20 protein-coding genes are annotated in these 24,618 nt (G+C 71.6%); 8 read left to right on the top strand and 12 right to left on the bottom strand.

The genetic code is table 11. The features are described from left to right. Positions 1-56: 56 nt before the first annotated feature. Entirely contained in the window at positions 57-1,565 is a 1,509-nt protein-coding gene (locus tag CLV68_RS03560; protein WP_121389147.1) for a CCA tRNA nucleotidyltransferase, read from the top strand. Here CLV68_RS03560 and CLV68_RS03565 read toward each other — a convergent pair. Continuing rightward, a complete protein-coding gene (locus CLV68_RS03565; RefSeq protein WP_121389148.1) occupies positions 1,482-2,768 on the bottom strand; it encodes an MFS transporter in 1,287 nt (428 codons plus the stop codon). The two genes, CLV68_RS03560 and CLV68_RS03565, sit on opposite strands and share 84 nt — an antisense overlap. A gap of 308 nt (positions 2,769-3,076) precedes the next feature. Here CLV68_RS03565 and CLV68_RS03570 point away from each other — a divergent pair, with 308 nt between their 5' ends. Continuing rightward, on the top strand, positions 3,077-3,649 hold the full coding sequence (locus CLV68_RS03570; protein ID WP_092786720.1) for a YqgE/AlgH family protein: 573 nt from the start codon (positions 3,077-3,079) through the stop codon (positions 3,647-3,649). Here CLV68_RS03570 and CLV68_RS03575 read toward each other — a convergent pair. Next, positions 3,646-4,053 carry an SdpI family protein gene (locus CLV68_RS03575; RefSeq protein ID WP_121389149.1) on the bottom strand — a complete coding sequence of 136 codons (408 nt, stop codon included), beginning with the start codon at positions 4,051-4,053 and terminating at the stop codon, positions 3,646-3,648. The two genes, CLV68_RS03570 and CLV68_RS03575, sit on opposite strands and share 4 nt — an antisense overlap. Positions 4,054-4,119: 66 nt before the next feature. Here CLV68_RS03575 and CLV68_RS03580 point away from each other — a divergent pair, with 66 nt between their 5' ends. Then, positions 4,120-5,247, top strand: coding sequence for an esterase-like activity of phytase family protein (locus CLV68_RS03580; protein ID WP_121389150.1), 1,128 nt, complete (start codon positions 4,120-4,122; stop codon positions 5,245-5,247). 3 nt (positions 5,248-5,250) lie between these two features. Here CLV68_RS03580 and CLV68_RS03585 read toward each other — a convergent pair whose 3' ends face one another. After that, complete coding sequence (locus tag CLV68_RS03585; RefSeq protein ID WP_121389151.1) at positions 5,251-5,982, bottom strand: TetR/AcrR family transcriptional regulator; 732 nt, start codon at positions 5,980-5,982, stop codon at positions 5,251-5,253. Positions 5,983-6,139: 157 nt separating this feature from the next. Between CLV68_RS03585 and CLV68_RS03590 the strand changes: the two genes are divergently transcribed. Continuing rightward, positions 6,140-8,251: an MMPL family transporter gene (locus tag CLV68_RS03590; RefSeq protein WP_246009652.1), complete on the top strand. Its 2,112-nt coding sequence runs from the start codon at positions 6,140-6,142 to the stop codon at positions 8,249-8,251. Here the strand turns inward: CLV68_RS03590 and CLV68_RS03595 are convergent. After that, entirely contained in the window at positions 8,248-9,468 is a 1,221-nt protein-coding gene (locus CLV68_RS03595) for a pyridoxal phosphate-dependent decarboxylase family protein (RefSeq protein ID WP_170224054.1), read from the bottom strand. The two genes, CLV68_RS03590 and CLV68_RS03595, sit on opposite strands and share 4 nt — an antisense overlap. 52 nt (positions 9,469-9,520) lie before the next feature. On the opposite strand from CLV68_RS03595, the gene CLV68_RS03600 reads away from it, so the two are divergent. Next, a complete protein-coding gene (locus tag CLV68_RS03600) occupies positions 9,521-10,066 on the top strand; it encodes a TetR/AcrR family transcriptional regulator (protein ID WP_121389154.1) in 546 nt (181 codons plus the stop codon). Here CLV68_RS03600 and CLV68_RS03605 read toward each other — a convergent pair. From CLV68_RS03605 to CLV68_RS03640, 8 genes are all read right to left on the bottom strand, one after another. Beyond that, positions 10,018-10,878, bottom strand: a complete 861-nt coding sequence (locus tag CLV68_RS03605; RefSeq protein WP_121389155.1) for a ribokinase — start codon at positions 10,876-10,878, stop codon at positions 10,018-10,020. The two genes, CLV68_RS03600 and CLV68_RS03605, sit on opposite strands and share 49 nt — an antisense overlap. Before the next feature lie 217 nt (positions 10,879-11,095). Then, the gene (locus CLV68_RS03610) at positions 11,096-11,983 is read right to left on the bottom strand and encodes a LysR family transcriptional regulator (protein ID WP_121390935.1); all 888 of its coding nucleotides are present in this window, start codon (positions 11,981-11,983) and stop codon (positions 11,096-11,098) included. Between the two features lie 44 nt (positions 11,984-12,027). Further along, positions 12,028-13,209, bottom strand: coding sequence for a glycine C-acetyltransferase (locus tag CLV68_RS03615; RefSeq protein WP_121389156.1), 1,182 nt, complete (start codon positions 13,207-13,209; stop codon positions 12,028-12,030). Beyond that, positions 13,209-14,237 carry an L-threonine 3-dehydrogenase gene (gene tdh, locus CLV68_RS03620; protein WP_121389157.1) on the bottom strand — a complete coding sequence of 343 codons (1,029 nt, stop codon included), beginning with the start codon at positions 14,235-14,237 and terminating at the stop codon, positions 13,209-13,211. The genes CLV68_RS03615 and tdh overlap by 1 nt, the downstream gene beginning before the upstream one ends. Positions 14,238-14,366: 129 nt before the next feature. After that, on the bottom strand, positions 14,367-14,996 hold the full coding sequence (locus CLV68_RS03625) for a DUF1707 SHOCT-like domain-containing protein (protein ID WP_121389158.1): 630 nt from the start codon (positions 14,994-14,996) through the stop codon (positions 14,367-14,369). Positions 14,997-15,005: 9 nt separating this feature from the next. Further along, on the bottom strand, positions 15,006-15,644 hold the full coding sequence (locus tag CLV68_RS03630) for a response regulator (RefSeq protein WP_121390936.1): 639 nt from the start codon (positions 15,642-15,644) through the stop codon (positions 15,006-15,008). Positions 15,645-15,660: 16 nt separating this feature from the next. Continuing rightward, the gene (gene macS / locus CLV68_RS03635; RefSeq protein ID WP_121389159.1) at positions 15,661-16,809 is read right to left on the bottom strand and encodes a MacS family sensor histidine kinase; all 1,149 of its coding nucleotides are present in this window, start codon (positions 16,807-16,809) and stop codon (positions 15,661-15,663) included. Then, a complete protein-coding gene (locus CLV68_RS03640) occupies positions 16,806-18,014 on the bottom strand; it encodes an AI-2E family transporter (RefSeq protein ID WP_121389160.1) in 1,209 nt (402 codons plus the stop codon). Before CLV68_RS03640 ends, macS begins: the two co-directional genes overlap by 4 nt. A 55-nt stretch (positions 18,015-18,069) precedes the next feature. On the opposite strand from CLV68_RS03640, the gene CLV68_RS03645 reads away from it, so the two are divergent. From CLV68_RS03645 to CLV68_RS03655, 3 genes are all read left to right on the top strand, one after another. Then, positions 18,070-20,319 carry a translocation/assembly module TamB domain-containing protein gene (locus tag CLV68_RS03645; protein ID WP_121389161.1) on the top strand — a complete coding sequence of 750 codons (2,250 nt, stop codon included), beginning with the start codon at positions 18,070-18,072 and terminating at the stop codon, positions 20,317-20,319. Positions 20,320-20,552: 233 nt separating this feature from the next. Next, a complete protein-coding gene (locus CLV68_RS03650) occupies positions 20,553-21,362 on the top strand; it encodes a hypothetical protein (protein WP_147459868.1) in 810 nt (269 codons plus the stop codon). Positions 21,363-21,549: 187 nt separating this feature from the next. After that, positions 21,550-24,615: a beta strand repeat-containing protein gene (locus CLV68_RS03655; protein ID WP_121389163.1), complete on the top strand. Its 3,066-nt coding sequence runs from the start codon at positions 21,550-21,552 to the stop codon at positions 24,613-24,615. Positions 24,616-24,618 lie beyond the last annotated feature (3 nt).

Raw genomic sequence — 24,618 nt, forward strand, 5'->3', positions numbered from 1 at the left:
GCAGTCGGGGCGGGCGTGCGACCCGGGGCGTCGCGGAGCGGATACGCTCGTCCACCGTGTCCCGAACGTCCGCCACCACCAACGCCGCCCGCAACGCCGTCGTCGAACTCCTGCGGGTCTCGCCAGTCGCCGACGACCTGGCCACCCGGTTCGCCGCCGCGGGCCACAGCCTCTACCTGGTCGGTGGCAGCGTCCGCGACGCGATGCTCGGCAGGCTCGGCAACGACCTCGACTTCACCACCGACGCCAGGCCGCAGGCGATCATGAAGATCGTCACCGGCTGGGCGGACGCGGTCTGGGACACCGGCATCGCCTTCGGCACCGTCGGCGCGGCCAAGAGCGGCACCCAGTGCGAGATCACCACGTTCCGCTCGGACGCCTACGACCGGGTCAGCCGCAACCCCGAGGTCCGCTTCGGCGACTCGATCGAAGCCGACCTGGTGCGCCGCGACTTCACCGTCAACGCGATGGCCATCGACCTGTCCACCAGGCAGTTCATCGACCCGCACGACGGGCTCGACGCGCTGGCCGAGCGGGTGCTCGACACGCCCGCGACCCCGCAGGAGTCCTTCGCCGACGACCCGCTGCGGATGCTGCGCGCGGCCCGCTTCGTCAGCCAGCTCGGCTTCACCTGCGCGCCCCGGGTGCTCGACGCGCTGACCGACATGGCCGGGGAGATCACCCGGATCACCCCGGAGCGGGTGCAGGCGGAGCTGTCGAAGCTGCTCTGCGGCGCGCACCCCCGGGTCGGCGTCGAGCTGCTGGTCGACAGCGGGCTCGCCGCGCACGTGCTGCCGGAGCTGCCCGCGATGCGGCTGGAGATCGACGAGCACCACCAGCACAAGGACGTCTACGAGCACTCGCTCGTGGTGCTCGACCAGGCCGTGGCGCTGGAGACCGGCGAGCCGGACCTGGTGCTGCGGTTGGCGGCGCTGCTGCACGACATCGGCAAGCCGGACACCCGGCGGCACGTCCCCGGCGGCGGCGTGAGCTTCCACCACCACGAGGTCGTCGGCGCCAAGCTGGTCCGAAAGCGCTTGCGGGCACTGCGGTACTCGAAGGAGGTCGTCGAGGACGTCGCCCGGCTGGTGTTCCTGCACCTGCGCTTCCACGGGTACGGCAAGGGCGAGTGGACCGACTCCGCCGTCCGCCGCTACGTCACCGACGCCGACGACCTGCTCGCCCGGCTGCACAAGCTGGTCCGCGCGGACTGCACCACCCGCAACCGGCGCAAGGCGAGCGCGCTGCAGCGCACCTACGACGGGCTCGAGGAGCGGATCGCCAGGATCGCCGCCGACGAGGACCTGGCGCGGGTGCGGCCCGACCTCGACGGCAACGAGATCATGCGGCTGCTCGACATCCCGCCGGGTCCGCTGGTCGGCAGGGCGTGGTCGTTCCTCAAGGAACTGCGGCTCGACCAGGGCCCGCTGGACTACGACGACGCGGTGGCCGCCCTGCTGTCCTGGGCGCGCGCGCAGGGGCTAGGCGTGGCCGCGGCTGACGAGAGCGAAACCGCCGACGCCGACGAGGTAGCAGGCACCGGCGCCGAGGACGAGCAGCGGTGACGCGCCGTCCGGGGCGACGACCAGCGCGGCGAGCGCGATCGCGACGACCTGGGCGACGTTGAACAGGGTGTCGTAGAGGGCGAAGACCCGGCCGCGCAGTTCGTCACCGATGTCGCGCTGCACCGCGGCGTCGGTGCACAGCTTCACCACCTGCCCGGCGAACGAGATCACCAGCGCCGCGGCGAGCGTGGTCGGCATCGTCAGCGGCAGGCCGAACCCGACCACCGCGACCGCGCCGAGCAGCAGCCCACCGGCCAGGGCCCTGCGCCTGCCGATGGCGGCCACGATCCGGGCGGTGACCAGGCCCGCGACCAGGATGCCCGCGCCGAACAGGCCCGCGACCTGGCCGAGCCCGCCCAGGCCGGCGTCGAAGCGGAACCGGATGAGCAGCACGGTCAGCAGCAGCGCCACCCCGAAGGCCATCCGGTGCGCCAGCAGCGCGACGAACGCCGCGAGCACGGTCGGGGTCTTGATCGCGGCCCGGCCGCCGTCGAACAGGCCGCGCGCGACGGCGACCGCGGTCTGGGTCGGCTCGTCGACCTCGTCGGGGCCGAGTGCTCCCCTGCTGAACCGGATCGCGAACCAGGCTGAACCAGCGGAACCGATGCACGCGACGGCGGTGGTGATACCGGACCCGACGTTGTGGTCGCCGAAGATCGCCCTTAGACCTACCGCGCATCCGGCACCCAAGACCGCGATGACAGCGCCGAGGGTGGTGGCCAGGGCGTTCGCCTCGACCAGGTTCCGGACCGGGACGACGTGCGGGAGCGACGCGGAAAGCCCCGAATTGATGAACCTGCTGACGCCGATGACGACCAGGGCGAGGGTGAACAACGTCGTCCCGCTCGCGCCCGCGGCGACCGTCACGGCGGCGGCGACGATCAGCGCGCCGCGCAGGACGTTCGCCACGACCAGCACCCGCCGCCGGTCCCACCGGTCCAGCAGGGCACCGGCGAACGGGCCGATGATCGAGTACGGCAGCAGCAGCGCGGTGAACCCGGCGGCGATCGCCAGCGGGTCGGCCTCGCGCTCCGGGTTGAACAGGACCGCGCCCGCGAGTCCCGCCTGGAAGAGACCATCACCCCATTGGGCGGAGAACCGGGTGAACAGCAGCCTGCGGAAACCGCCGAGGGCCAACAGCGCCCGGGCACCGACCCGCGCGTGGTGGGCCTCGTGGTCGGATCCGGTCCTGGCCGTGGTCACGACGGCTGAGCCTATAGGGATGGGCGGCCCCCGAAAGGGCCGCCCATCCTGGCCGACACCCGGTCGCCTCACGGCGAGTTGCGCGACGTGGCTCCAGCCGAGCGGTATTCCACGAAGGCGGTTCTAGTTGAGCCCGGGGGACACGAAGGCGCCGACCGCAGTGTCCAACGCGCGGGACCGCGCCGATGTTCCCGGCGGGGCTCCTCGGGGTTCGGTAGCCCCCGATGGTGTTGTGCCGACCCCAACGGGGTTTCGGCGGTTCCCAACTCCGGTCCCGGCGATCCCCGTCCGGATGGGATCATGTCGTCGTGCCGTCCGATGTCGACGTCGAACCGGGGACGCTGCTGGTAGCGGCGCCCAGCCTGCTCGACAGCAACTTCCGCCGCACCGTGGTCTACGTGATCGACCACCGCGGTGAGGGGACGTTGGGCGTTGTCCTCAACCGACCGAGTGAAGTCCCGGTCGACGACGTCCTGCCGAACTGGGGCCCGCACGTCACCCAACCCGGTGCCGTCTTCGTCGGCGGGCCCGTCGAGCAGAAGACCGCCCTGTGCCTGGCCGCCATGCGCACCGGTGTGGCGGTGGACGGCGTCCGCGGGTTGATCGGCGTGCGCGGGCCCGTCGCGCTGGTCGACCTCGACGCCGACCCGGACGCCCTGGCCCCCAAGTTCCGCGGCCTGCGGGTCTTCGCCGGCTACTCCGGCTGGGACGTCGGCCAACTGGCAGGCGAGATCGACCGGGGCGACTGGATCGTCGTCCCCGCCCTGCCCACCGACGTCGTCGCCCCCGCGGACCAGGACCTCTGGGGTCGGGTCCTCCGCCGCCAGGGCATGCCGCTGGCGCTGCTCGCCACCCACCCGGGTGATGTTCGGGAGAACTAGGAGCGGGTGAGCACGTCGCAGGTGCCGCACTGGCAGCCCGCGCAGCCTGCCGGGAGGGCGGGCTTCGGCTCGGGGACGGCCTCGGCGGCGCGGTTGCCCAGCACGCCAGCGGCGAGGGTGATCACGACCAGGCCGATGACGGCGATGACCGAGACCGTCAGGACCGCGGCGGTGCTGGTCAGGGCGAACGCAGCCGCGGCACCGATGACGCCGACCAGGCCCGCGACCAGGGTGGGCAGGCCCGCGACCTTGTTCGCGGTGCGGAACGCCTCGGGGCTGCGCAGGGCCGCGGGGGTGCGGACGCCGCCGAAGCGGTTGCGCGGGAGGCGTTCGGTGCGGCCGAGTACGCCGATGACGAGGAGCGGGAGGCCGGCCACCAGGGGCGCGATCGGCACGAGGTTCACGTCCAGATGGTAAGAGGTCGTCGCCAGGCCACTCGGTGGACACCCTGGTGCGGTGTGCTTCCCGTCATGTCGAACGCCGCCAGAGTCGCCAGAGCAGCAGCAGTCGCCGTCGTCGCGGTCGGGGTGTTCGCCGCCCCCGCGGCCGCCCACCCGCAGCACGAGGTCCGCCTGATCGGTGTGCGGACGGTCCCCAACGCGCTGGTCTTCCAGGGCACCACCGTCGGTGGCCTCTCCGGCATCGACCGCGACCCGCGCACCGGCGGGTACGTCCTGATCAGCGACGACCGGTCCGACCGGCAGCCTGCCCGGTTCTACACCGCCCGCATCGACGTCACCGCCACCGGCATCGGCCCGGTCGAGCTGACCGGCACCCACGCGCTGCTGCGCCCGGACGGCAAGACCTATCCGCCGCTGTCCACCGGCGACGGCACGACCGCGGACCCCGAGGACATCCGGGTCGACCCGTGGACCGGCGACTACACCTGGAGCCAGGAGGGCGAGCGCCGCCCGAACCTGCTGATCGACCCGTCGGTCCGCTCGGCCAAGCGCGACGGCTCGTTCGCCCGCGAGCTGCCGCTGCCCGCGAACCTGAAGATCACCGCCGACCGGGGGCCGCGCCAGAACCTGGTCCTGGAGGGCCTGACCTACGCCGCCGCGGGCAGCCTGGTCGTCACCGCCGTCGAGGGCCCGCTGCTGCAGGACGGTCCCGAGGCCAACACCGAGCACGGCGCGCTGTCGCGGATCGTCGTGCAGACCCGCGCGGGCCGCCAGCTCGCGCAGTACGCGTACCCGCAGGAGCCGGTGTTCGCCAAGCCGAACCCCTCGACCGGGTTCGCCTCCACCGGCGTCACCGCGATCCTGGCCGTCGACCCGATCGACCCGACCCGGTTCCTGGTCGTCGAGCGCTCGTTCGTGACCGGTGTCGGCAACAAGGTGCGGGTGTTCGAGGTCGACACCTCGGGCGCCACCAACGTGGCCAACCGCGACCTGGCCGACCCGGCCGGGGTGAAGCCGGTCCGCAAGCGGCTGCTGGTCGACCTGTCCGACCTCGGGCTCTCGACCGTGGACAACATCGAGGGGATCAGCTGGGGACCGCGGCTGCGCACCGGCGAGCGGTCGCTGCTGCTGATCAGCGACGACAACTTCAGCGCCACCCAGGTGACCCAGGTCGTGGCGCTGGCCGTCCGGCTCTGAGGTCTAGAGCCCCACGTCGCGCACGAGGTCGGCCAGCATGGACTCGAACAGGGGCTCCGCGTCCGACACCGGGAACGGGAACTGGCCGAACACCTCCAGCGCGACCTGGCCGTAGAGCCGCACCCAGAACTGCAGCATGACGTAGGCGGTGCCGACCCCCAGCTGGTCGGCACCCAGGTCGACGCCGGACTCGGTGATGGTGAGCAGCAGCTCGTCGCGGAAGTGGGTCAGGTCGGCGACGAGGACGTCCGGCACGTCGTGGTCGGGCCGGGTGATGGGCAGGCCGTTGGCCAGCACCCGGCCTGCCACGGTGAGGAAGATCCGGCCGAACGAGTCCCTGACCTGCTCCTGCGCGCTGACCGGGCAGTGCACGCCAGGCGGTGACGGCGAGGCGAACACCAGGGTGAACTCCTGCGGGTGGGCCAGCGCCCAGCGGCGGAAGCCGCGGCAGACGGTGAGGACTTGGCCGATGTGGTCGGTCTCGGCCAGTGCGGACAGGCCCCCCGCCAGTTCGGCGGCGAGGTCGGCGCACACGTCGGCGCGCAGGTGCTCGATGAGGTCCTCGCGGGAGCTGTAGTACCGGTAGAGCGCGGGGGCGGTGATGCCGAGTTCCCTGGCGATGGCGCGCAGGGTGACCGCGGCGGGGCCGTCGTCGACGAGGAGCGACCGCGCCTGCTGGCGGATCTCCCGATCGGTGGCCGCCCGATCGCGCTCGCGGCGTGTGGCCTGCGTCATGTGCCTACCCCGTGCTCTTGTGAACGCCGTTAACTACACCGTAGTGTCCACGAACGAGTGAACGGTGTTAACCGGGCCTCCCGGTGGTCGCTGGACCGCCGGCGCGTTGATCCGGCGATAGCGGAGGAAGCACCCAATGTTCGCATCATGGGGATCGGTGATCCACCGTAGGCGCTGGGTCGTGCTGGTGACCACCCTGGTGGTCACCCTCGGTGGCGGTCTGTGGGGACTCGGCGTCTTCGACAAGCTGACCCAGGGCGGCTACGAGGACCCGGCCAGCGAGTCGTCGCAGGTCAACCAGATCATCGAGGACGAACTGGGCCAGAAGCCCGCCGACGTCGTCGTGCTCTACCGCGCCCCGAACGTGGACGACCCGGCCGTGGCCGACAAGGTCACCGCCACGCTCGACGCGCTGCCGTCGTCCGCCGTGGCCGCCCGGGTCGACTACTGGTCGGCCAAGGCGCCCGCGCTCGCCAATGCCGACAAGACACTGGCGATGGCCACGATCACCCTGGCGGGCGACACCTTCGACGCGCGGCAGGACGCGTTCGCCGCGATCGAGGACGCGCTGCCGGTGCCCGGGGTGCAGACCCAGGTCGGCGGGAAGGTGCCGACCGAGCAGGCGATGACCGCGCGGTCCAACGCCGACCTCGCGGTCGCCGAGGCCATCTCGCTGCCGGTCACGCTGATCCTGCTGGTGCTGATCTTCGGCAGCCTGGTCGCCGCGTCGCTGCCCGTGCTCGTCGGCGCCATGGCCATCCTCGGCTCGCTCGGCGTCCTGCGGCTGCTGAGCCTGGGGCTCGAGGTCAACACGTTCGCGGTCAACGTCGCCACCCTGCTCGGGCTCGGCATGGCGATCGACTACGGCCTGTTCACCGTCGGCCGGTTCCGCGAGGAGTTGGCCGGGGGCCGCACCCCGGCCGAGGCGGTCCGGCGGACGGTCGCCACGGCCGGTCGGACGGTGGCGTTCTCCGCGACGCTGCTGGTGATCGCCCTCGCCGGGCTGCTGGTGTTCCCGATGGACTTCCTCAAGTCGATGGCCTACGGCGGCATGTCCGCGGTCGCCATCGCGGCGGTCGTGTCGCTGACCCTGCTGCCCGCGCTGCTGGGCATCCTCGGGCACCGGGTGGACAAGCTGTCGCTGCCCTGGCGCCGCGCCGAACGCACCGAACCGCGCCTGCTCGGCCGCGTCGCCGACGCCGTCATGCGCCGCCCGCTGCTGTTCGTCATCCCCATCGTCGCGGTGCTCGTGCTGCTCGCCCTGCCCTTCGGCAACGCCCGCTTCGGCGGCGCCGACGAACGCCAACTCCCCCCTGGCGACCCGCACCGCGCCACCGCCGAGGCCATCGCCGACAACTTCCCGGCCGCGGGCAACGACACCGCCAAGATCGTCCTGCGCTTCCCCGGCACCCCGGACGAGGCAGCCATCGGCTCGTTCGTCACCGCCGCCAAGCAGGTCCCCGGCGTCGCCGACGTCGCCCCCAGCGGCGCCCGCGACAACGTCGTCCTGTTGACCGCGCCGCTGTCGGGCGAGTCGTCATCGCCCGAGGCCCGCGCGGCCATCGACGGGCTGCGCGCCCTGCCGTCGTCGGCCCAGGTGCTGGTCGGCGGGTACCCGGCGCTGGTGGCGGACTCGGTGAGCGGGATCGTCGACCGGGTGCCGTGGATGGTCGGGATCCTGGTGCTGGCCACCCTGGTGCTGATGTTCCTGGCGTTCGGGTCGGTGCTGCTGCCGGTCAAGGCCGTGGTGATGAGCGCGCTGAGCCTGTCGGCCACCTTCGGCGTGCTGGTCTTCGTGTTCCAGGAGGGCCACGGCGCCGGGCTGCTCGACGTGACCCCGCAACCCGCCCAGGCCGGGATGATGGTCCTGATCGGCGCCGTCGTCTTCGGCCTGTCGACCGACTACGAGACCTTCCTGCTGGCCCGCATGGTCGAGGCCCGCCACTCCGGCCTGTCCACCCAGGACGCCATCAGGACCGGCCTGGTCCGCACCGGCCGCATGATCACCGCCGCCGCCCTGCTCCTCGGCGTCGTCACCGGCGCCTTCGGCATGTCCTCCCTGCAGAGCATGCGCTTCATCGGCCTCGGCATGATCATCGCCCTCTTCCTGGACGCCACCATCGTCCGCATGCTCCTCGTCCCCGCCATCCTCCGCCTCTTCGGCGACGCCGCCTGGTGGGCCCCCGGCCCCCTGCGCCGACTCCAAGAACGCGCAGGTCTCTCCGAACTCGAATCCCCCGAAGACGACCGCGAACTCGAACGCGTCTAGCTGTAGCGGGCCTCGGCGCCTCGGGAGGTGCCGGGGTTCGCGGTGGCGGCGCGGAGGTCGGTGAGGAAGGTGTCGATCACGCGGTCGTGTTCCGGGGAGATCATCAGGTGCAGGGCGTCGGGGTGGTTCTGGCGGTCGAGGTGCCAGCCGAGGTCGTCGAGGCGGTCGCCGATGGGCATGATCTCGGGGGCGGTGAAGGCGATGACCGAGGCGACGGGGTTGCCGAGGATCTTGAGGTCGAGGTCGGTGAGGGTTGTGCGGATCTTGGTGGCGGTGGCGAGGATCCGGTTGACCAGGCGGGTGTAGCCGTCGGTGCCGAGGTAGCGCATGACGGACCACGCGGCGGCTATGGGGGCGGCGGGGCGGGCGCCGGCTAGGGCTAGGGAGCCGTAGAGGCCGCCGGGCCAGTCTTGGTAGAGGAAGGCTTGGTACTGGAGGACGTGGTCGCCGTTGCGGTGCAAGAGGACTGATGCGCCCTTGGTGGCGTAGCCGTACTTGTGCATGTCCGCGGACATGGTGGTGACGCCGGGGACGCGGAAGTCGAACGGGGGCGCGTCTTGCATGAACGGCAGCAGGAAGCCGCCCACGCACGCGTCGGTGTGGAACGGGATGTCGCGTGCGGCAGCCAAAGCGGCCAGCTCGGGGATCGGGTCCACGACGCCGTGCGGGTAGTTAGGGGCTGAGCCTGCGACTAGAGCCGTGCGGTCGTCGATGAGTTCCGCGGCCGCGTTGACGTCCGCGCGCAGGTCGTCGGCTAGGGGGATGTGGATGAGCTCTAGGCCGAAGTACTTGGCGCCCTTGGCGAAGGCCGGGTGCGCGGAGCGGGGCACGACGAGCGTCGGGTCGGTGACGCCGCGTTCGGCTTTCGCCCGGTCCCGCGCCACCCGGATCGCCTGCATGATCGACTCGGTGCCGCCGGAGGTCATCGAGCCGGACGCGCCCGCAGGGGCGTTGAGCAGGCCCGCGGTCATGGCGACGACCTCGCGTTCCATGTCCGCCAGGGACGGGAAGCGGAACGGGTTGAGCGCGTTCTCGTACAGGTAGAGGTTGTTGGCCTCTTTCAGCACCGCGTCGACGTCCTCGCCTGCCGGGTACACCAGGCTCCACGTGCGGCCGCCGCGCCAGTCGGCGTCGGCGGTCTTGCGGGCGCGCAGGTCGGCGAACAGCTCGGCGCGCGGCACGCCGTGGTCGGGCAGGGAGACGTCGGGCAGGTCCATGCCGCCCATCTTCGCCGAACCCCGATTTACTCGGCCGTGTTATTCTTTACTCATGCAGGTAACAGTGACCGAGGCGGCGCGCCGCAAGCAGATCACCGAGGCGGCGACCGAGGTCATCGCCGCGGACGGGTACCAGAGGGCCTCGTACGCCCGGATCGTCGAACACGCCGGGCTCAGCAGCACGCGGCTGATCTCGTACCACTTCCGGGACAAGAACGACCTGATGATGGCTGTCCTGATCGCCGCGATCGGCACCGTCGACGAGCGGATGACCGCCCGGCTGGACGGCGTCACCGACCGGGTCGGGATGCTGCGCGGCTACATCGAGTCCCAGGTCGGCCTGCTGCGCACGCACCCCGCCCAGGTCAAGGCCATCCGGGAGATCGCGCAGAACCTGCCCGACCTCGCGCCCGTGCTGGCGGACTTCCGCGTCGGCAGGCTCGCCCGGCAGTTGACGCAAGGTCAGCGGGAAGGCGTCTTCGCCGAGTTCGACGTCCGGGTCATGGCCAGGACCATCGCCAGCGGGATCGACGGGGCCGATTCGGAGGACTATGGCCGAGAGTTGGCCGACCTGTTCATCCGCGCCTGCGTGGGATAAGAGGGCTGCGCGCCAGGCAGGGTTACCGACAACGACGCGACCTTCACCGCCGCCCGCACCGCGTCCACCAGGCGTTCCCCGTTCGCTAGACCTACCGCCAGTGCGCCGGTGAACGCGTCGCCCGCGCCGGTTGTGTCGACGACGTCGATCTTGGGTGCGGGCACGGTAGTGGTGCCTTCAGCTGTGACGACATCCGCGCCGAGCGCACCTCGCGTGACCACGGCAGAACGGACCCCTAGCGCCAAGAGGTCTCCCAACCCTGCTGCCTCGTGCTCGTTGACCACCAACGGATCCAGCACAGCGAAGACATCCGGCGACAACACAGCCACCGGCGACAGGTTCACCACGGCTCTTATCCCTGCCTGCTCCGCCGCCAAGACAGCGTGCTCCACCACCGGTAGCGGTACCTCCAACGAGGCGACGACCACCCGCGCCCCGCCCAGCCGCACGTCCTCCGGCAGCAGCGCGCCGTTGGCCCCGGGCGACACGATGATCGAGTTCTCCCCGTCCGGTGTCACCGCGATGGCCGCGACCCCGGTCGGCCGGTCCACCCGCCGCACCCCACCGACGTCGACCCCGGCCTCGGTCAGCGAGCCGAGCAGCAGATCCCCGTACGCGTCCCGCCCGACCGCCCCGATGAACCGAACCGCGGCCCCGAGCCGAGCCGCCGCGACGGCCGTGTTCGCGCCCTTCCCGCCCGGCGCGACCCGGGTGTCACCCCCGAGCACCGTCTCCCCCGCCGCGGGCCGACGGGCCACCGCGACCACCAGATCCGCGTTCGCCGAGCCCACTACCACAAGAGTGCCACCCACGGCATACACCCTAGTCAGCGGCCATTGCCATTAGCGAACGTGCGCAAGTGTGAACGATCAGGTAGCCAGGCGGATCCGGAGTGCCACACTGTGCGTCAGTTGTGACGTACCCCATGAGCGGGGTGCGTAGGTCCCCGGTGAGAGCCGGGCGTGTCACCGGCGTCGGTCGCGTAGCCCCCCGAGCGACCGACGCCGGTGTCGCATCCAGACCGGCCCGCTAGATCGAGATCTCGGACAGCGCCTTGCGCACGGTGTGCAGCAGCGGGTGCGTCTCGCGGCCGCGGCGGGTCGCGGTGACCACGCGGCGGTGGGGTGGGTTCGGGGTCACCGGGATGCCGCGGCAGCCGGAGATGGCGCGCAGCGCGGTGCGGGGGATCAGCGCGACGCCGACGCCCGCCGCGACCAGGGCGGCCTGGGCGGTGAAGTCGTCGGACGTGTGGGTCACCCTGGGCGTGAACCCGGCCGCGGCGCAGGCGGCGAGCAGGACGTCGCGGCACGGGTTGCCGGGCAGCGGGACCACCCAGTCGTCGGCGGTCAGGTCCGCGATGGCCACCTCGGACCGGTCCAGCAGCGGGTGGCCGGGCGGCAGGACCGCGTCGAACGGCTCGGAGTAGAGGACGTCCCACACGATGCGGTGCTCGGTCGGGGTGTGGCCGGTGTGCATGGTGATGGCGATGTCGATCTCCCCGTCGAGCAGCATCGGCAGGCTCTCCTGCCCCTCCGCGTCCCGCACCAGCACGATCACCCCCGGCGCCGACTCCCGCAGCGCCGCGATCGCCGGTGCCACCACGTTGGTGATCGCCGACGCGAACGCCGCGATCGTCACCTGCCCCAGCTCACCGGCCCCGAACGCCGCCAGCCGCGCCTCCGCCCGGTCCAACTCGGCCAACACCGCGTCCGCGTGCTCGACCAACAACTCCCCCGCAGACGTCAACCACACCCGCCTGCCCTTACGCCGCAGCAGCTCCTGCCCGACCTCTGACTCCAACGACGCCAACTGCTGCGACACCGCCGACGGACTCAGGTACAAAGCCTGCGCAGCCGCCGTCACAGTGCCGTGGTCGGCAAGAGCCCGCAAAACCCGCAGCCGTCGAGGGTCGATCACCTGCACATAGTGCCTCAGGCGACCGACCACATCAGACAGCGCGCTCAGGCCATCTTGTCGCGGGCGGCGATGAAGGCGTCGACGGCGTGGTTGACGTCGTTGAGGGAGTGGGCGGCGGACATCTGGGTGCGGATGCGGGCCTTGCCGTGGGGGACGACGGGGTAGGAGAAGCCGATGACGTAGATGCCCTGGTCGAGGAGGAGGTCGGCCATGCGGGCGGCTTCGGCGGCGTCGCCGATCATGACGGGGATGATGGCGTGTTCGCCGTCGAGGAGGGTGAAGCCCGCCTCGGTCATCCGGGAGCGGAACAGGGCGCTGTTCTCGCGCAGCCGGACCAGCAGGTCGGCCGAGGAGTCCAGCAGGTCGAGCGCGGCGAGGGCGGCGCCGGTGATCGACGGGGCGAGGGAGTTGGAGAACAGGTACGGGCGGGAGCGCTGGCGGAGGAGTTCGACGATCTCGGCGCGGGCGGAGGTGTAGCCGCCGCTGGCGCCGCCGAGGGCCTTGCCGAGGGTGCCGGTGTAGATGTCGACGCGGTGGCCGACGCCGAAGTGCTCCGGGGTGCCGCGGCCGGTGGCGCCCATGAAGCCGACGGCGTGCGAGTCGTCGACCATGACCAGCGCGTCGTAGCGCTCGGCGAGGTCGCAGATCTCGTCGAGGGGGGCCAGGTAGCCGTCCATCGAGAACACGCCGTCGGTGGCGATCAGCCGGTAGCGCGCATCAGCCGAGTCCTGGAGCTGCTTCTCCAGGTCGCCCATGTCCCGGTTGCGGTACCGCTTGCGGCCCGCCTTGCACAGCCGGATGCCGTCGATGATCGATGCGTGGTTGAGCTCGTCGGAGATCACCACGTCCCGGTCGGTCAGCAGGGTCTCGAACAGGCCGCCGTTGGCGTCGAAGCAGGAGCTGTAGAGGATGGTGTCCTCGGTGCCGAGGAACCGGGAGATCCGCGCCTCCAACTCCTTGTGCGGTGCCTGCGTGCCGCAGATGAACCGCACCGAGGCCATCCCGAAGCCCCACTCGTCGAGCGCCTGCTTGGCGGCGGCGACCAGCGCGGGGTGATCGGCGAGGCCGAGGTAGTTGTTGGCGCAGAAGTTGAGCACCTCAGCCGACCCGCCGACCCGGACCGCGGCCTGCTGCGGCGAGGTGATGACCCGCTCGGACTTGTAGAGCCCGCCCGCGCGGATCTCGTCGATGGTCCCGAGCAGGTCTTCGCGCATCGCGCCGTACATCAGCTCTCCCAGTCGAGGATGACCTTGCCGCAGTCGCCGCCCCGTGCGGTGGCGAACGCCTCGGCGTGGTCGGTGTGGTGGAACCGGTGGGTGATCACCGGCGAGAGGTCCAGCCCGGCCTGCAGCAGCACCGACATGGCGTACCAGGTCTCGAACATCTCCCGGCCGTAGACGCCCTTGATGGTGAGCATCTTGAGCACCACGGCGCTGAAGTCGACGGCGATCTCACGGGCAGGCAGGCCCAGCATGGCGATCCGGCCGCCGTGGGTCATGTTCGAGATCATCTCGCGCAGCGCGGAGGGCTGGCCGGACATCTCCATGCCGACGTCGAAGCCCTCGGTCATGGTCAGCTCGTCGTAGACGGCCGCGATCCTGGTGGCGCTGACGTCGAGGGCGACCGTGGCACCGATCTTGCGGGCCAGCTCCAGCCGCGGCTCGCTCACGTCGGTGACGACCACGTGCCGCGCGCCCGCGTGCTTGGCGACCGCGACGGCCATCAGCCCGATCGGGCCCGCGCCGGTGATCAGCACGTCCTCGCCGAGGACCGGGAACTGCAGCGCCGTGTGCACCGCGTTGCCGAACGGGTCGAAGATCGCCGCGACGTCCAGGTCGACCTGGTGGCGGTGCACCCAGGCGTTGCCCTCGGGCAGCACCGCGTACTCGGCGAACGCCCCGTTCGTGTGCACGCCGAGGCCGACGGTGTTCGCGCACAGGTGCCTGCGACCGGCCCGGCAGTTGCGGCAGCGGCCGCAGACCAGGTGCCCCTCGCCGCTGACCAGGTCGCCGACCGAGACCTTGGTGACCGCGGCGCCCACCTCGACGACCTCGCCGACGAACTCGTGCCCGAGCACCAGCGGCGCCTTGACCGTGTTCGCCGCCCAGTCGTCCCAGGCGTCGATGTGCAGGTCGGTCCCGCAGATGCCGGTGCGCAGCACCCGCAGCACGACGTCACCGGGACCCGGGGTCGGGTCGGGCACGTCGAGCAGTTCCAGCCCGGGGCCGGGGGCTGGTTTGACCAGAGCCTTCACTTCGTCCTCCCTGCGGCGGGTGGGACACCCCCCGCGCGGGAGTCTCGCGCCGACGCCGGGGTGCGGTCCATCGGGACTTTCCGCACTGCTACGTCAGCGCACCTGCACAGTCGGCGCGCGTGGGCGGCCTCAGGTGTCCCAGCTGATCCTCCACGGCTTGCGGATGGTCAGCGACCCGATGCGGGTGTAGCTGGGTCGCCTGATCTTCACCGACCCGGCCTTGAGCCGCCCGGTCAGCACGAACACCGGCCCGCCTTGCGAGGCGCCGACCTTGTTCTCGACCTTGCCCGCGATCACCTCGACGTCGTCGGCGACGCAGCCGGAGTTCGCGGGCAGCAGCAGCTCGACCGATCCGCCGGTCACGTCGAGCTTGATCTTGACCTCGGGGTGCTGGATGACCGCCTCGGTGAAGTCGAACTCGCTGGAGCCCATCCAGTTGTGCACGACCATCTCGCGCGGCACGTGCCAGGCGCCCTCGCGCTTGATGCTCGACATCCTGGCGCGGAACTCCTGCGGCGGGATCGAGGTGGGGCTGCCCGGCTCGCGGTTGACCACGCCGGGCAGGTCGACCAGCACGGTGTTGAGGTCGGCCCTGGTCTTGGCGGCCAGGGCGATGTCGGTGCGGGCGGTGAACTCGTCGAGGGTGAGCATCCCGTGGCCGATGGCCTTCTGCAGGATGCCGACGACGTGCTCCCGTTCGGCGTCGGAGACCCGCAGGTCCCGCGGGTTGATCGGGGCGGGGAGGGATTCGGTGCTCACCGGTCCAGACTACTGCCGCGGGTCGCCGTCGAGCCCGTGTTCGATCGCGTACCTGGCCAGTTCGACGCGGTTGTGCAGTTGGAGTTTGCGCAGCGTGGACTGCACGTGGTTCTCGACGGTGCGGTGCGAGAGGACGAGCCGGTCGGCGATCTGCCGCGCGGTCAGCCCCTTCGCGACGAGCCGCAGGACGTCGGTCTCGCGGTCGGTCAGCCGGGGCGCGGAGGTCTCCTGGGGGGCGGCTGCCATCCGGCGGTACTCCCCGAGCACCAGCCCGGCGAGGCCCGCGGTGAAGACAGCGTCACCGACGGCGGTACGGCCAACTGCGTCCACTAACTCTTCCGCCGACGCGGACTTGACCAGGTAACCGGACGCCCCAGCCTTAACTGCCTCCAGTACGTCACTGTGTTCTCCGCTGGCGGACAGCACTAGAACCTTGGTCTCGGCAAGCTCGGCGGTGATCTCGCGGGTGGCGTCGACGCCGGAGCCCGCGCCCAGGTTGAGGTCCATCAGCACCACGTCCGGCCGCACCACCCGGGCGATCCGGACCGCGGACGGCGCGTCCCCCGCGGTCGCCCGCACCTCGAAGCCGCGCTCGGACAGGTCCCGCGCCACCCCGTCCCGCCAGATCGGGTGGTCGTCGACGACCATCACCGAGATCGCGCGCTCAGCCACAGTTCCTCCCCCGCATCGGGACCCGGACCTCCCACTCGGTGCCCTGCCCGGGGCCGGTCTCCAAGGTCGCGGTACCGCCCAGCTCTGCGACCCGCCCCCGGATCGAACGGGCCACGCCGAGCCTGCCCTGCGCTTCGGCGTCGTCGAGCCTGCCTGCGGCGATTCCCACCCCGTCGTCGCGCACGCTCACCACTACCTCGTCACCGAGGTCCTCTACCAAGACCCACGCTCTGGCCTCGTCGCCCGCGTGCCGGTCCACGTTCTCTAGCGCCTCACGCACCAAGTAGGCCAGCTCCGCCGCGGCGCACTCCGGCACCAGGACCGGCGTCGCAGGTACGGCTACCTGGTACCGGTCGGTCGCCAGAACCTGGATCCTCGGCCGCAGGTCGGCTTGCCCGTTCGCGGTCGACTCCAGCGGCGCGGCGGCGACCAGCGCGCGTAGCGCCACCTCCTGCGTACCCGCCAACTCGGCCAGTTCCGCAGCCTCGCCACCCAGCTCACGGCCGCGCTTGCGGACCCGGGCCAGCACCTGCAGGACGCTGTCGTGGATGGTCCGCGCCAGCCGCTCCCGCTCGGCGGTCGCCGCCTCGGCGCGCATCGCCATCGCCAGCCGCTCCGCCGACTGCTTGGACGTGGTCGAGGCCAGCCCTACCACGAACCCGACCCCGACCAGCAGCACGAAGTCCCTGGTCAGGTCCGTGTCGAAGTAGCCGCGCACGCCGTAGTTGAACGCGGAGATGACGGTGCCGAACACCGTGCCGCCGACCATGCCGGAGCGGACGGCGCCCACCGCGACCACGGCCGTCACCCAGACCGTCGGCACCAGCGGCACCACCTGGACGGTCAGCTGGTCGTGCGTGAGCACCAGCCGCGACATGCACATCACGCCGCAGCAGACGCCGAGGTCGAGCAGGGTGAACCAGAGCGCGACCTTGCTGCGCCGCAGGTAGTACACCGAGGTGGCCACCGTCCAGCAGGCCATCGCGCCGATCGTCACCCAGGCCAGGACGGTGCTGGCGTACTCCCCGGCGTGGGCGAGCACCACCCCGGCCGCGAACAGCCAGGTGATCCCCCGCAGCAGTGCGGCGGCGCGCCAGAGCGGCTTCAGCGCGTCCTTGCGCACGGCGCGGGGCGAGCTCACGGTCTCGCGGATTCCTCGTCCGCGTCCGACTCGGATTCCTCGTCGTCGTCGACCACGTTGGGTTGGGACGCGGCGTCGTCGAGCACGTCCACCTCGTCCGGATCGGTCTCGCCCTCGTTGATCAGCGACCGGACCCCGGCGTTGAGCACGGCGAGCAGCGGCACCGACAGCAGCGCGCCCGCGATGCCCGCGGCGATGAGGCCGACGCCGATGGCGAGCACGACCGCGAGCGGGTGCAGCTTCACCGCGCGGCCGAGCAGCCAGGGCTGCAGCACGTGGCTCTCGATCTGCATGATCCCGATGACGATCGCGAGCACGACCAGCGACGAGATGAACCCGTTGGCGACCAGCGCGATCAACACCGCGACGGTGCCAGCGATGAGGGCGCCGATGATCGGGATGAACGCGGTGAGGAACACCAGCGCGGCCAGCGGCACGAACAGCGGCACGCCGACGATCCACAGGCCGATGCCGATGCCGACCGCGTCGAACACCGCCACCGCCGCGGTCGCCCGCACGTAGCTGACCAGCGAGGAGAAGCCGCGCTTGCCCGCGACGTCGACCCGGTCGCGCACGATGCCCGGCACCCCGCGCACCACGAACCGCCAGATCCCGCCGCCGTCGAAGAGGAAGAAGATGAGGATGAACAGGGTCAGCAGCAGCCCGGTCAGCACCTCGCCGATGGTGGCCGCGGTGGTGATCGCGCCGGAGGTGATCGCCGACTGGTTGGCCTTGATGGTGTCGATGGCGTTCTGCAGGAACGACTTGATCTGGTCCTGGCGCAGGTGCAGCGGGCCGTTGGACAGCCACTTCTGGATCGTGTCCAGCGAGTCGTTGACCTGGCTCTGCAGCTGCGGCAGGCCGTTGGTGAACTCGGTGATCACGAAGGTGAGCACGCCACCGACCACGGCGAGACCGCCGACGAGCACGATCGCGGTGGCCAGCGACCTCGGGACCCGCCACTCGACCAGCTTGCCGACGCCGGGGGCCATCAGCGCCGCGAGCAGCAGGGCGATCGCGACCGGGATGACGACGTGGGCGAAGTAGCCGAGCAGCCAGATGATGACGTACAGCGCGCCGATGATCACCAGGAACCGCCAGGACAGCGCGGCGCTGACCCGCAGGCCCTTGGGCACGAGCGTGGTGACGTCGGAGCTGGGGAGCGTGGCGCGGTGCTTGAGACCCGCGACGCGGTTTCTGGTCATCGCCGATCACCGTAATCGGTTGAACGGGTCCTCGGGGAACAAGTTGTCTGATGTGATGGGGTCCGTGACCGCCTACGTGCCGCTGGAGGAGCTTACCGACACCGAGCAGGCGGTCAGAGAGGCTTTCGACTCGGGTTCGCGGCTCGACCTCGCGGGCCGGGACGACCGGGCGGTGCGCGGTGAGGTGCTGGCCGCGCTGCTGGTCGGGGCCTACCCGCTCGGCGTCGGCGCGATGCCCGCGCTGCGGCTGGACAACGCCACCGTCACCGGCCGGTTCGACATCGAGGGCCGCGCGGTCGGGTCGGTCATCACGTTGCAGCGGTGCGAGTTCGAGCACGCGCCGGTGCTGCGGATGGCGCGGCTGGTCGCGCTGAGCCTGCGCGGGTGCCGGGTGCCCGGGCTGTACGCGCGCAACGTCCGGGTCGGTAGTGACCTGCTGTTGGAGGCGGGCTTCACCTGCTCAGGGGTGCTCGACCTGACCGACGCGACGGTCGAGGGGACGCTGCGGTTGGCGGGTGCGGTGCTGCGCAACACCGGTGCCGCCGCGCTGCTGGGTGCCCGGCTGCGCATCTCCGGGTCGGTTCACGCGGTCGCTCTACGGGTGTTCGGCGAGCTGCGACTGCGTGGGGCGAACATCGGCGGCAGCGTTCGTCTCACCAGCGCGAGGTTGTCCCACCCGTCCGGCACGGCGTTGGAGGCCACGGGGCTCGTGGTCGCTGGAGACCTGTTCTGCGATGTGGGCGGCGGGCAGTTCGACGCGTCGGGCACGGTAGTTCTGTCTGGCGCGCGCATCGGTGGTGATGCTGTGTTCTCTGGTGCGCAGTTGCACGACGGTGGCGGTGGCGCCGGACATGTCCGGGTGCTGCCTAGAGGCACGGTCGACGACCACTACATCCTCGACGCCGACCGGCTGCGGGTCGATGGGGACGTGAAGCTCGACGAGGGGTTCACCGCGAGCGGCACCGTGGGGCTGCGCAGCGCGCAGATCGGCGGGCACCTGCTCCTCTCCGGCGCGACCATCGGGCACCGGGCCGCGGTGGCGGAGTTGGCGAAGGCGTTCGCCGAGCGGCGGGCGGTGACCAGGGTGCCGATCGCGCTCGTCGCCGACGGCATCGAGGTGCGCGGCGATGTCGAGGCCCGTGGCGCGGTCGGCGGCAAGGTCGACTCCGACGGCAACCCGGGGACCGCGCTGCGCGCTTACGGGCAGGTTCGACTCGTCGACGCTTACGTGCACGGCAGCGCGAGCCTGTCCCGCGCTCGACTGCGCGGCCCGGCCATCGACGTCCTCTTCGCCGACCGGCTGCGCGTGGGCGGCACCTTGTTCTTACGCAAGGTTCGCGCCAGCGGGTCCATCCGGCTGCAGAACGCGCACATCGGGTCCAGCCTCGACTGCTCGGGCGCGCAGCTCACCAAGCCCCGCTTACGCCCGGACGGCTCCCTTAAACCGTCGTTGGACGCGCGCGTCGCGACCGTTGGCAAAGACCTTCTCTGTAGTCATGGCTTCCGCGCGATCGGCGGTGTGCGGGTCCGGTTGGTCGAGGTGGGCAAGATGGCGACCTTCGCGGGCGCCCGACTCGGAGGACGCTCTCGCCCCGGACACCTTCTTACTGACAAGGCGCTGTCGGCCTACGGCCTGTCCGCGCAGGAGCTCGTGCTCGTCTTCCCCGAACGGCGTCCGCCGCAGGGCACGGTGATCCTGACGCGCGCGACGGTTGTGTCCGTCATCGATGGACCTGGGCTGTGGGCGGCCACCGGCGGCGTGGAGATAGAGGACTTCACCTTCACCGCTCTTACCGCCATCCCCGACGTTCCGGTCAAGACGCGGTTGCAGTGGCTGCGCAAGGTTCAGCCTGACTTCGCCCCTGGCCCCTACGAGCGACTTGCCGCTGTCTACTCCGAGGGTGGCGAGGAAGAACTCGCCCAGCAGATCCACCTCGAACGTCAGCGCCGCCGCTATGCCGAACTGCACCTGGCCGGTCGGCTCTGGGGGCGGCTACAGGACATCACCGTCGGGTACGGCTACCGGCCCTGGCTCGCGATGGTGTGGCTCGCGCTGTTCTGGCTGCTCGGGATGCTCTGGTTCAGCGACCACGTCATGGAGAAGCTCGACAACGACGTCAACCCGGTGTGGAACCCGCCGCTGCTGGCCACCGACCTGCTGCTCCCGATCATCGACCTGGGCCAGGACAACAAGTGGCGGATGGTCGGCGCGTCCCAGTGGATCTCGGGTGTGCTGATCGCCGTCGGCTGGATCCTGGCGACCACGGCGGCCACCGGCGCGACCCGGGTGCTCAAGCGCGGCTGATCCACAGCTGTGGACAGGTGCGGCCGATTCTCGCGATCACCTGCCGCAGTAGCTCAGCGTGATCTGTGGAAACACGCTGTGTTCGTCACACGATCCGGTGGGCATCCTGAGTCACGCGTGCATAACGATGCGTGTCCCTGCCAGTGTTCCCGGTGCACGGCGCCCCAGCCGTGCTCCCCCGGATCAGAAGGCGACCCCGGACAGGTATGAGTGGCTACCGCGAGGACCAGCAGGTGAGGACGGCGACCGCAGTGCGGCGCGCCGTCTCCCGCACGCTGTTCGTCCTGGGCGGCACCCTCGCCTCGACCGCGGCGGCCTGGGCCATCTCCACCGCGACCGCCGGGGCCGACGTGGCGACCGACCTGCAGCACGACCTGCGGTCGGTGGTCGACGTCGTCCCCGCGCTCGACGGCCCAGCCAAGGCGGGCCTGATCGAACTCGCCGACCGGGTCGGCGCGCTCGTCGGCGATCCGGTCGACGCCAGCCGGGTCACCCGGGTCAGCCACGGGGCGACCCACGCGGTCGAGGAGTTCGGCCGCGACCTGGCCAAGCAGTTGCCCACCCACCTCAGTGCCCCCCGGATCGAGCTGCCCACGCGCGGCACGGCCTCCGGCACCGAGGTGGCCCCCGCACCCGAGCCGACCGGGTCCACCCCGGTCCTCGGATCCCCCGTCGTCACGCAGGCCACCCCGGCCGCGACCGCCGAGGCACAGCCCGGCGCGCTCGCCACCCGGCACGAACCGGGCGCACAGCGCGCCACCGGCTCCGGCCTGTCCCAGCGCGGCTCCCCCGAGACCGCCGACGAGCGGGTCGACCAGCACGCCCCCGCCCTGCCCACCGGCCCAGCCCCGTTGGCGCCGATGAGCATGCCCGCTCCGACCAACCCGGGTAACCCCGGCGCAGGCGCGGCGGACGGGCTCGGGCACGGCTTGGTCGTCACCACCCCGGCCGACTCCGCCGACACCTCGGCCAGCGCGCCGCGCACCGCTCCGGTCGCGGCCGCCACCACCGTCGACGCGCAGCCTGGCGTCACGCCCGACTGATCCACGGCGCGGCCGGGGAGCACCGCTCCCCACGGTCACGCGCCCACGTCCGCCGTGCCAGGCCGCGTCACGCCCTGCGGGCCCAGTGCCCGCGACATACCCCCGAAATAGCGGGTGACCCCGCCTCCGACGCCCTCGCGTCGCGGTCACCCGTGCCTGCACACCCCAGATGAAGGAGAAACACCAGATGCAGACCTGGGCTAAGCGCGGATTCCAGACCGCGCTGGTCACCGGTGGCTTGCTGATGCTGGGCACCGGCATCGCCTCCGCGGACGACAACATCAACCCCGACCACACGCCGCAGTCGGCGCTGGACGCGAAGATCGTTGTCGACGGCCGCGTGCAGAACAACTCCATCGGCACGGTCCTCGGCGACAAGCACCTGCCGGAGGTCAACCGCACCATCTCCACCAGCCCGCGCGAGGTCCTCGCCGCGGTGCCCGGTGGCTCGCTGGTCACCCCGCTGGCCGAGACCGCGACCCAGCGGCTGGCCACCGACCAGAACGCCCCGCTGCGCGGCAACAAGATCGTCAGCGGCGTGGCCGTCCCGGTCGACGTGTCCGGCAACGCGATCGCCCTCGGCGGCGACTCGTCGGTCACCAACGACTCCACCCAGGAGACCTCGATCTCCCGCCCGGTCACCACGACCGGCGAGGACCGCGCCATCGCGGGCAACATCATCGGCCTCGACTACACCGCGCCGGTGCAGGTGACCGGCAACGCGGTCAGCGTCGCCGGTGACGCCGAGACCGAGAACACCGCCACCCAGAGCTCCACCGTGGACGGCGACTACACCACCAACGGCGCCGACGGTGCCATCTCCGGCAACGTCGTCGGCAGCCACGCCACCACCCCGGTGCAGCTCAACGGCAACGCGATCGCCGCAGGCGGCAACGCCGACGCCGAGTCGACCACCACCTCCGACAGCCTCGTCGGCGGCGTCGTCTACACCGACGGCACGGACAGCACCCTGTCCGGCAACGGCGGGCTCGTCCCGCTCGCCGCCCCGGTGCGCGGCACCGGCACCGCACTCGGCGTGCTCGGCCAGGCCGAGTCCGACTCGATCAACTCCACCACCGCGCAGGCGGGCCAGGAGAGCCCCGACTTCGCGGGCAACCCGGTCTACGTGCACACCAACGGCACGGACTCCACCGGCGGCGGCAACATCCTGCAGCCCGCCATCGCCTCGCCGGTCACCTCCGACTGCACCTCCGCGGTCGCGGTCGGCCAGTCCGACGCGGTCTGCAGCTCCGACCTGGTCGCCAGCGCGGGTGGCGGCAACCGCTCCGACGGCACCGACTCGGTGCTCGGCGGCGCCATCGGCGTCGTCCCGGCGTCGGCGGCGACCAGCGTCATCGGCAACGCCGGTGGCGTCATCGGCGACGCGTCGACCGACCAGAACAACGTCATCGACACCAGCACCGGTGGCACCGCGATCACCCGCGGCAACGACAGCGTCCTCGGCGGCTCGCTGATCAACGCCCCGGTGTCGGCCCCGATCGACTCGTGCGCCAACGGCGGCGTCGTGGTCGGCGACTCCGACATCGCCTGCGAGAACATCACCACCACCAGCGCGGGCGGCGACGCCGGTACCGCCGGTGACGACTCCGTCGGTGGCGGCAACTCGGGCCAGATCCCGGTGACCGCCCCGGCCGAGCTGATCGCCAACGGCGTCGGCGCCCTGGGCGACCAGGACATCTACGCCACGGAGACCAAGTTCTCCAGCGCGGGTGGCGACGCCAACACCGCGGACGACGACGCGGTGCTCGCGGCCAACCTGGTCAACGCGCCGGTCGCCACCCCGCTGCAGGTGTTCGGCAACAGCGCGGGCGCGGTCGCCAACACCACCTCGGACACCGCGCTGGAGAACCAGATCAGCGCGGGCGGCCCGTCGAAGAGCACCGGCATCGGCGGCACCGGCTCCGGCAACATCGCGCAGGCCCCGATCAGCAACCCGATCCAGGCATTCGGTGCCGGGGTCAGCGCGCTGGGCAACGGCAAGGCGCAGGCCAGCAACGTCACCAACTCCACCACCGGTGACGTCGCCACCACCGACGGCTCGGACGGCAACCTGTCCGGCAACCTGATCACCGCCCCCATCGCGGGTGCCACCCAGGCGTTCGGCGACTCGGTCGCCGTCGCGGGTGACAACGAGGCTGGCGCCACCAACGACGTCACCACCTCGGCGGGCTCGTCGGCCACCACCAGTGGCAAGGACGGCAACCTCTCCGGCAACCTCATCGGTGCCCAGGCGGGCCCGCTCGTGCAGGCGTTCGGTGCCGCCGTCGCCGGTGTCGGCGGCGACAACAAGGCGAACTCCAGCTCGGTCAGCGCGACCAACGCCGGTGGCGACCTGGCCACCAACGGCGACCACGGGTTCCTCTCCGGCACCCTGGCCGACGTCCCGGCCGGTGCCTTCGTGCAGCCGCACGGCGACGCCGTGTCCGCGGTCGGCAGCGACGCGTTCGGCATCTCGGACAACAACACCTCCGGCCAGATCGGTGGCACCTCCGACACCAGCGGTCGCGGTGGCAGCCTGAACGGCATCCACCTCACCTCGCCGGTCCGCGGCAGCGCCCCGGTCTACGACGTGCCGGTCGAGGTGGCCGCGGACGCGCTCACCTCCGCCACGCACACCAACACCGCGGTGGTCGGCGAGAACACGACCGACGAGGACGCCCCGCTGCGCCTGCCCACCGCCGGTGGCCTCGGCGTCACGGAGCTGCCCTTCGGCGGCGTGTTCGGCGGCCTGCCCACGCAGCGCTCCGCCTCGGGCAACCCGCTGGGCAGCCTGCTCGGCGGCGGCCTGTCCACCGGGAGCCTGACCGGTGGCGGCCTGCCGACCAGCAGCCTCACCGGCGGCGGCCTGCCCACCAGCAGCCTGACCGGCGGCGGCCTCCCCACCGGGAACCTGACCGGCGGCCTGCCGACCGGGAACCTCACCGGTGGCGGTCTGACCGGTGGCCTGCCCACCGACATCGCGGGCACCCTGGTCGGCGGCGGCCTGCCCACCGCGGGCAACCTGCCGCTGCACGTCTCCCCGGCTGGCCGTTCGCGCTCCGACGTCCCCGGCCTGGGCAACCTGCCGACCGACAACCTGACCGGCGCGTTCTCCGGCTCGCTGTTCCAGGCGCCGTCGCTGCACCAGCTCCCCGTCCAGACCCCGGCCCTGTCCGGCCTGGACACGACCTCCGCGCTGCCCGTGTCGTCGCTGACCGACACCCAGTCGCGCCTGTCGAACCTGTTCGGCTGATAG

The sequence above is a fragment of the Actinokineospora cianjurensis genome (assembly GCF_003663795.1).
GTDB lineage: Bacteria > Actinomycetota > Actinomycetes > Mycobacteriales > Pseudonocardiaceae > Actinokineospora > Actinokineospora terrae.

Bases quoted from the DNA above. Each gene is read 5' to 3' on its own strand.
- CLV68_RS03580 (WP_121389150.1), top strand. From the start codon at position 4,120: ATGTCGAACGCCGCCAGAGTCGCCAGAGCAGCAGCAGTCGCCGTCGTC.
- CLV68_RS03585 (WP_121389151.1), bottom strand. From the start codon at position 5,982: ATGACGCAGGCCACACGCCGCGAGCGCGATCGGGCGGCCACCGATCGG.
- CLV68_RS03595 (WP_170224054.1), bottom strand. From the start codon at position 9,468: ATGGACCTGCCCGACGTCTCCCTGCCCGACCACGGCGTGCCGCGCGCC.
- CLV68_RS03600 (WP_121389154.1), top strand. From the start codon at position 9,521: ATGCAGGTAACAGTGACCGAGGCGGCGCGCCGCAAGCAGATCACCGAG.
- CLV68_RS03615 (WP_121389156.1), bottom strand. From the start codon at position 13,209: ATGTACGGCGCGATGCGCGAAGACCTGCTCGGGACCATCGACGAGATC.
- CLV68_RS03630 (WP_121390936.1), bottom strand. From the start codon at position 15,644: ATGGTCGTCGACGACCACCCGATCTGGCGGGACGGGGTGGCGCGGGAC.
- CLV68_RS03640 (WP_121389160.1), bottom strand. From the start codon at position 18,014: ATGACCAGAAACCGCGTCGCGGGTCTCAAGCACCGCGCCACGCTCCCC.
- CLV68_RS03645 (WP_121389161.1), top strand. From the start codon at position 18,070: ATGGGGTCCGTGACCGCCTACGTGCCGCTGGAGGAGCTTACCGACACC.
- CLV68_RS03655 (WP_121389163.1), top strand. From the start codon at position 21,550: ATGCAGACCTGGGCTAAGCGCGGATTCCAGACCGCGCTGGTCACCGGT.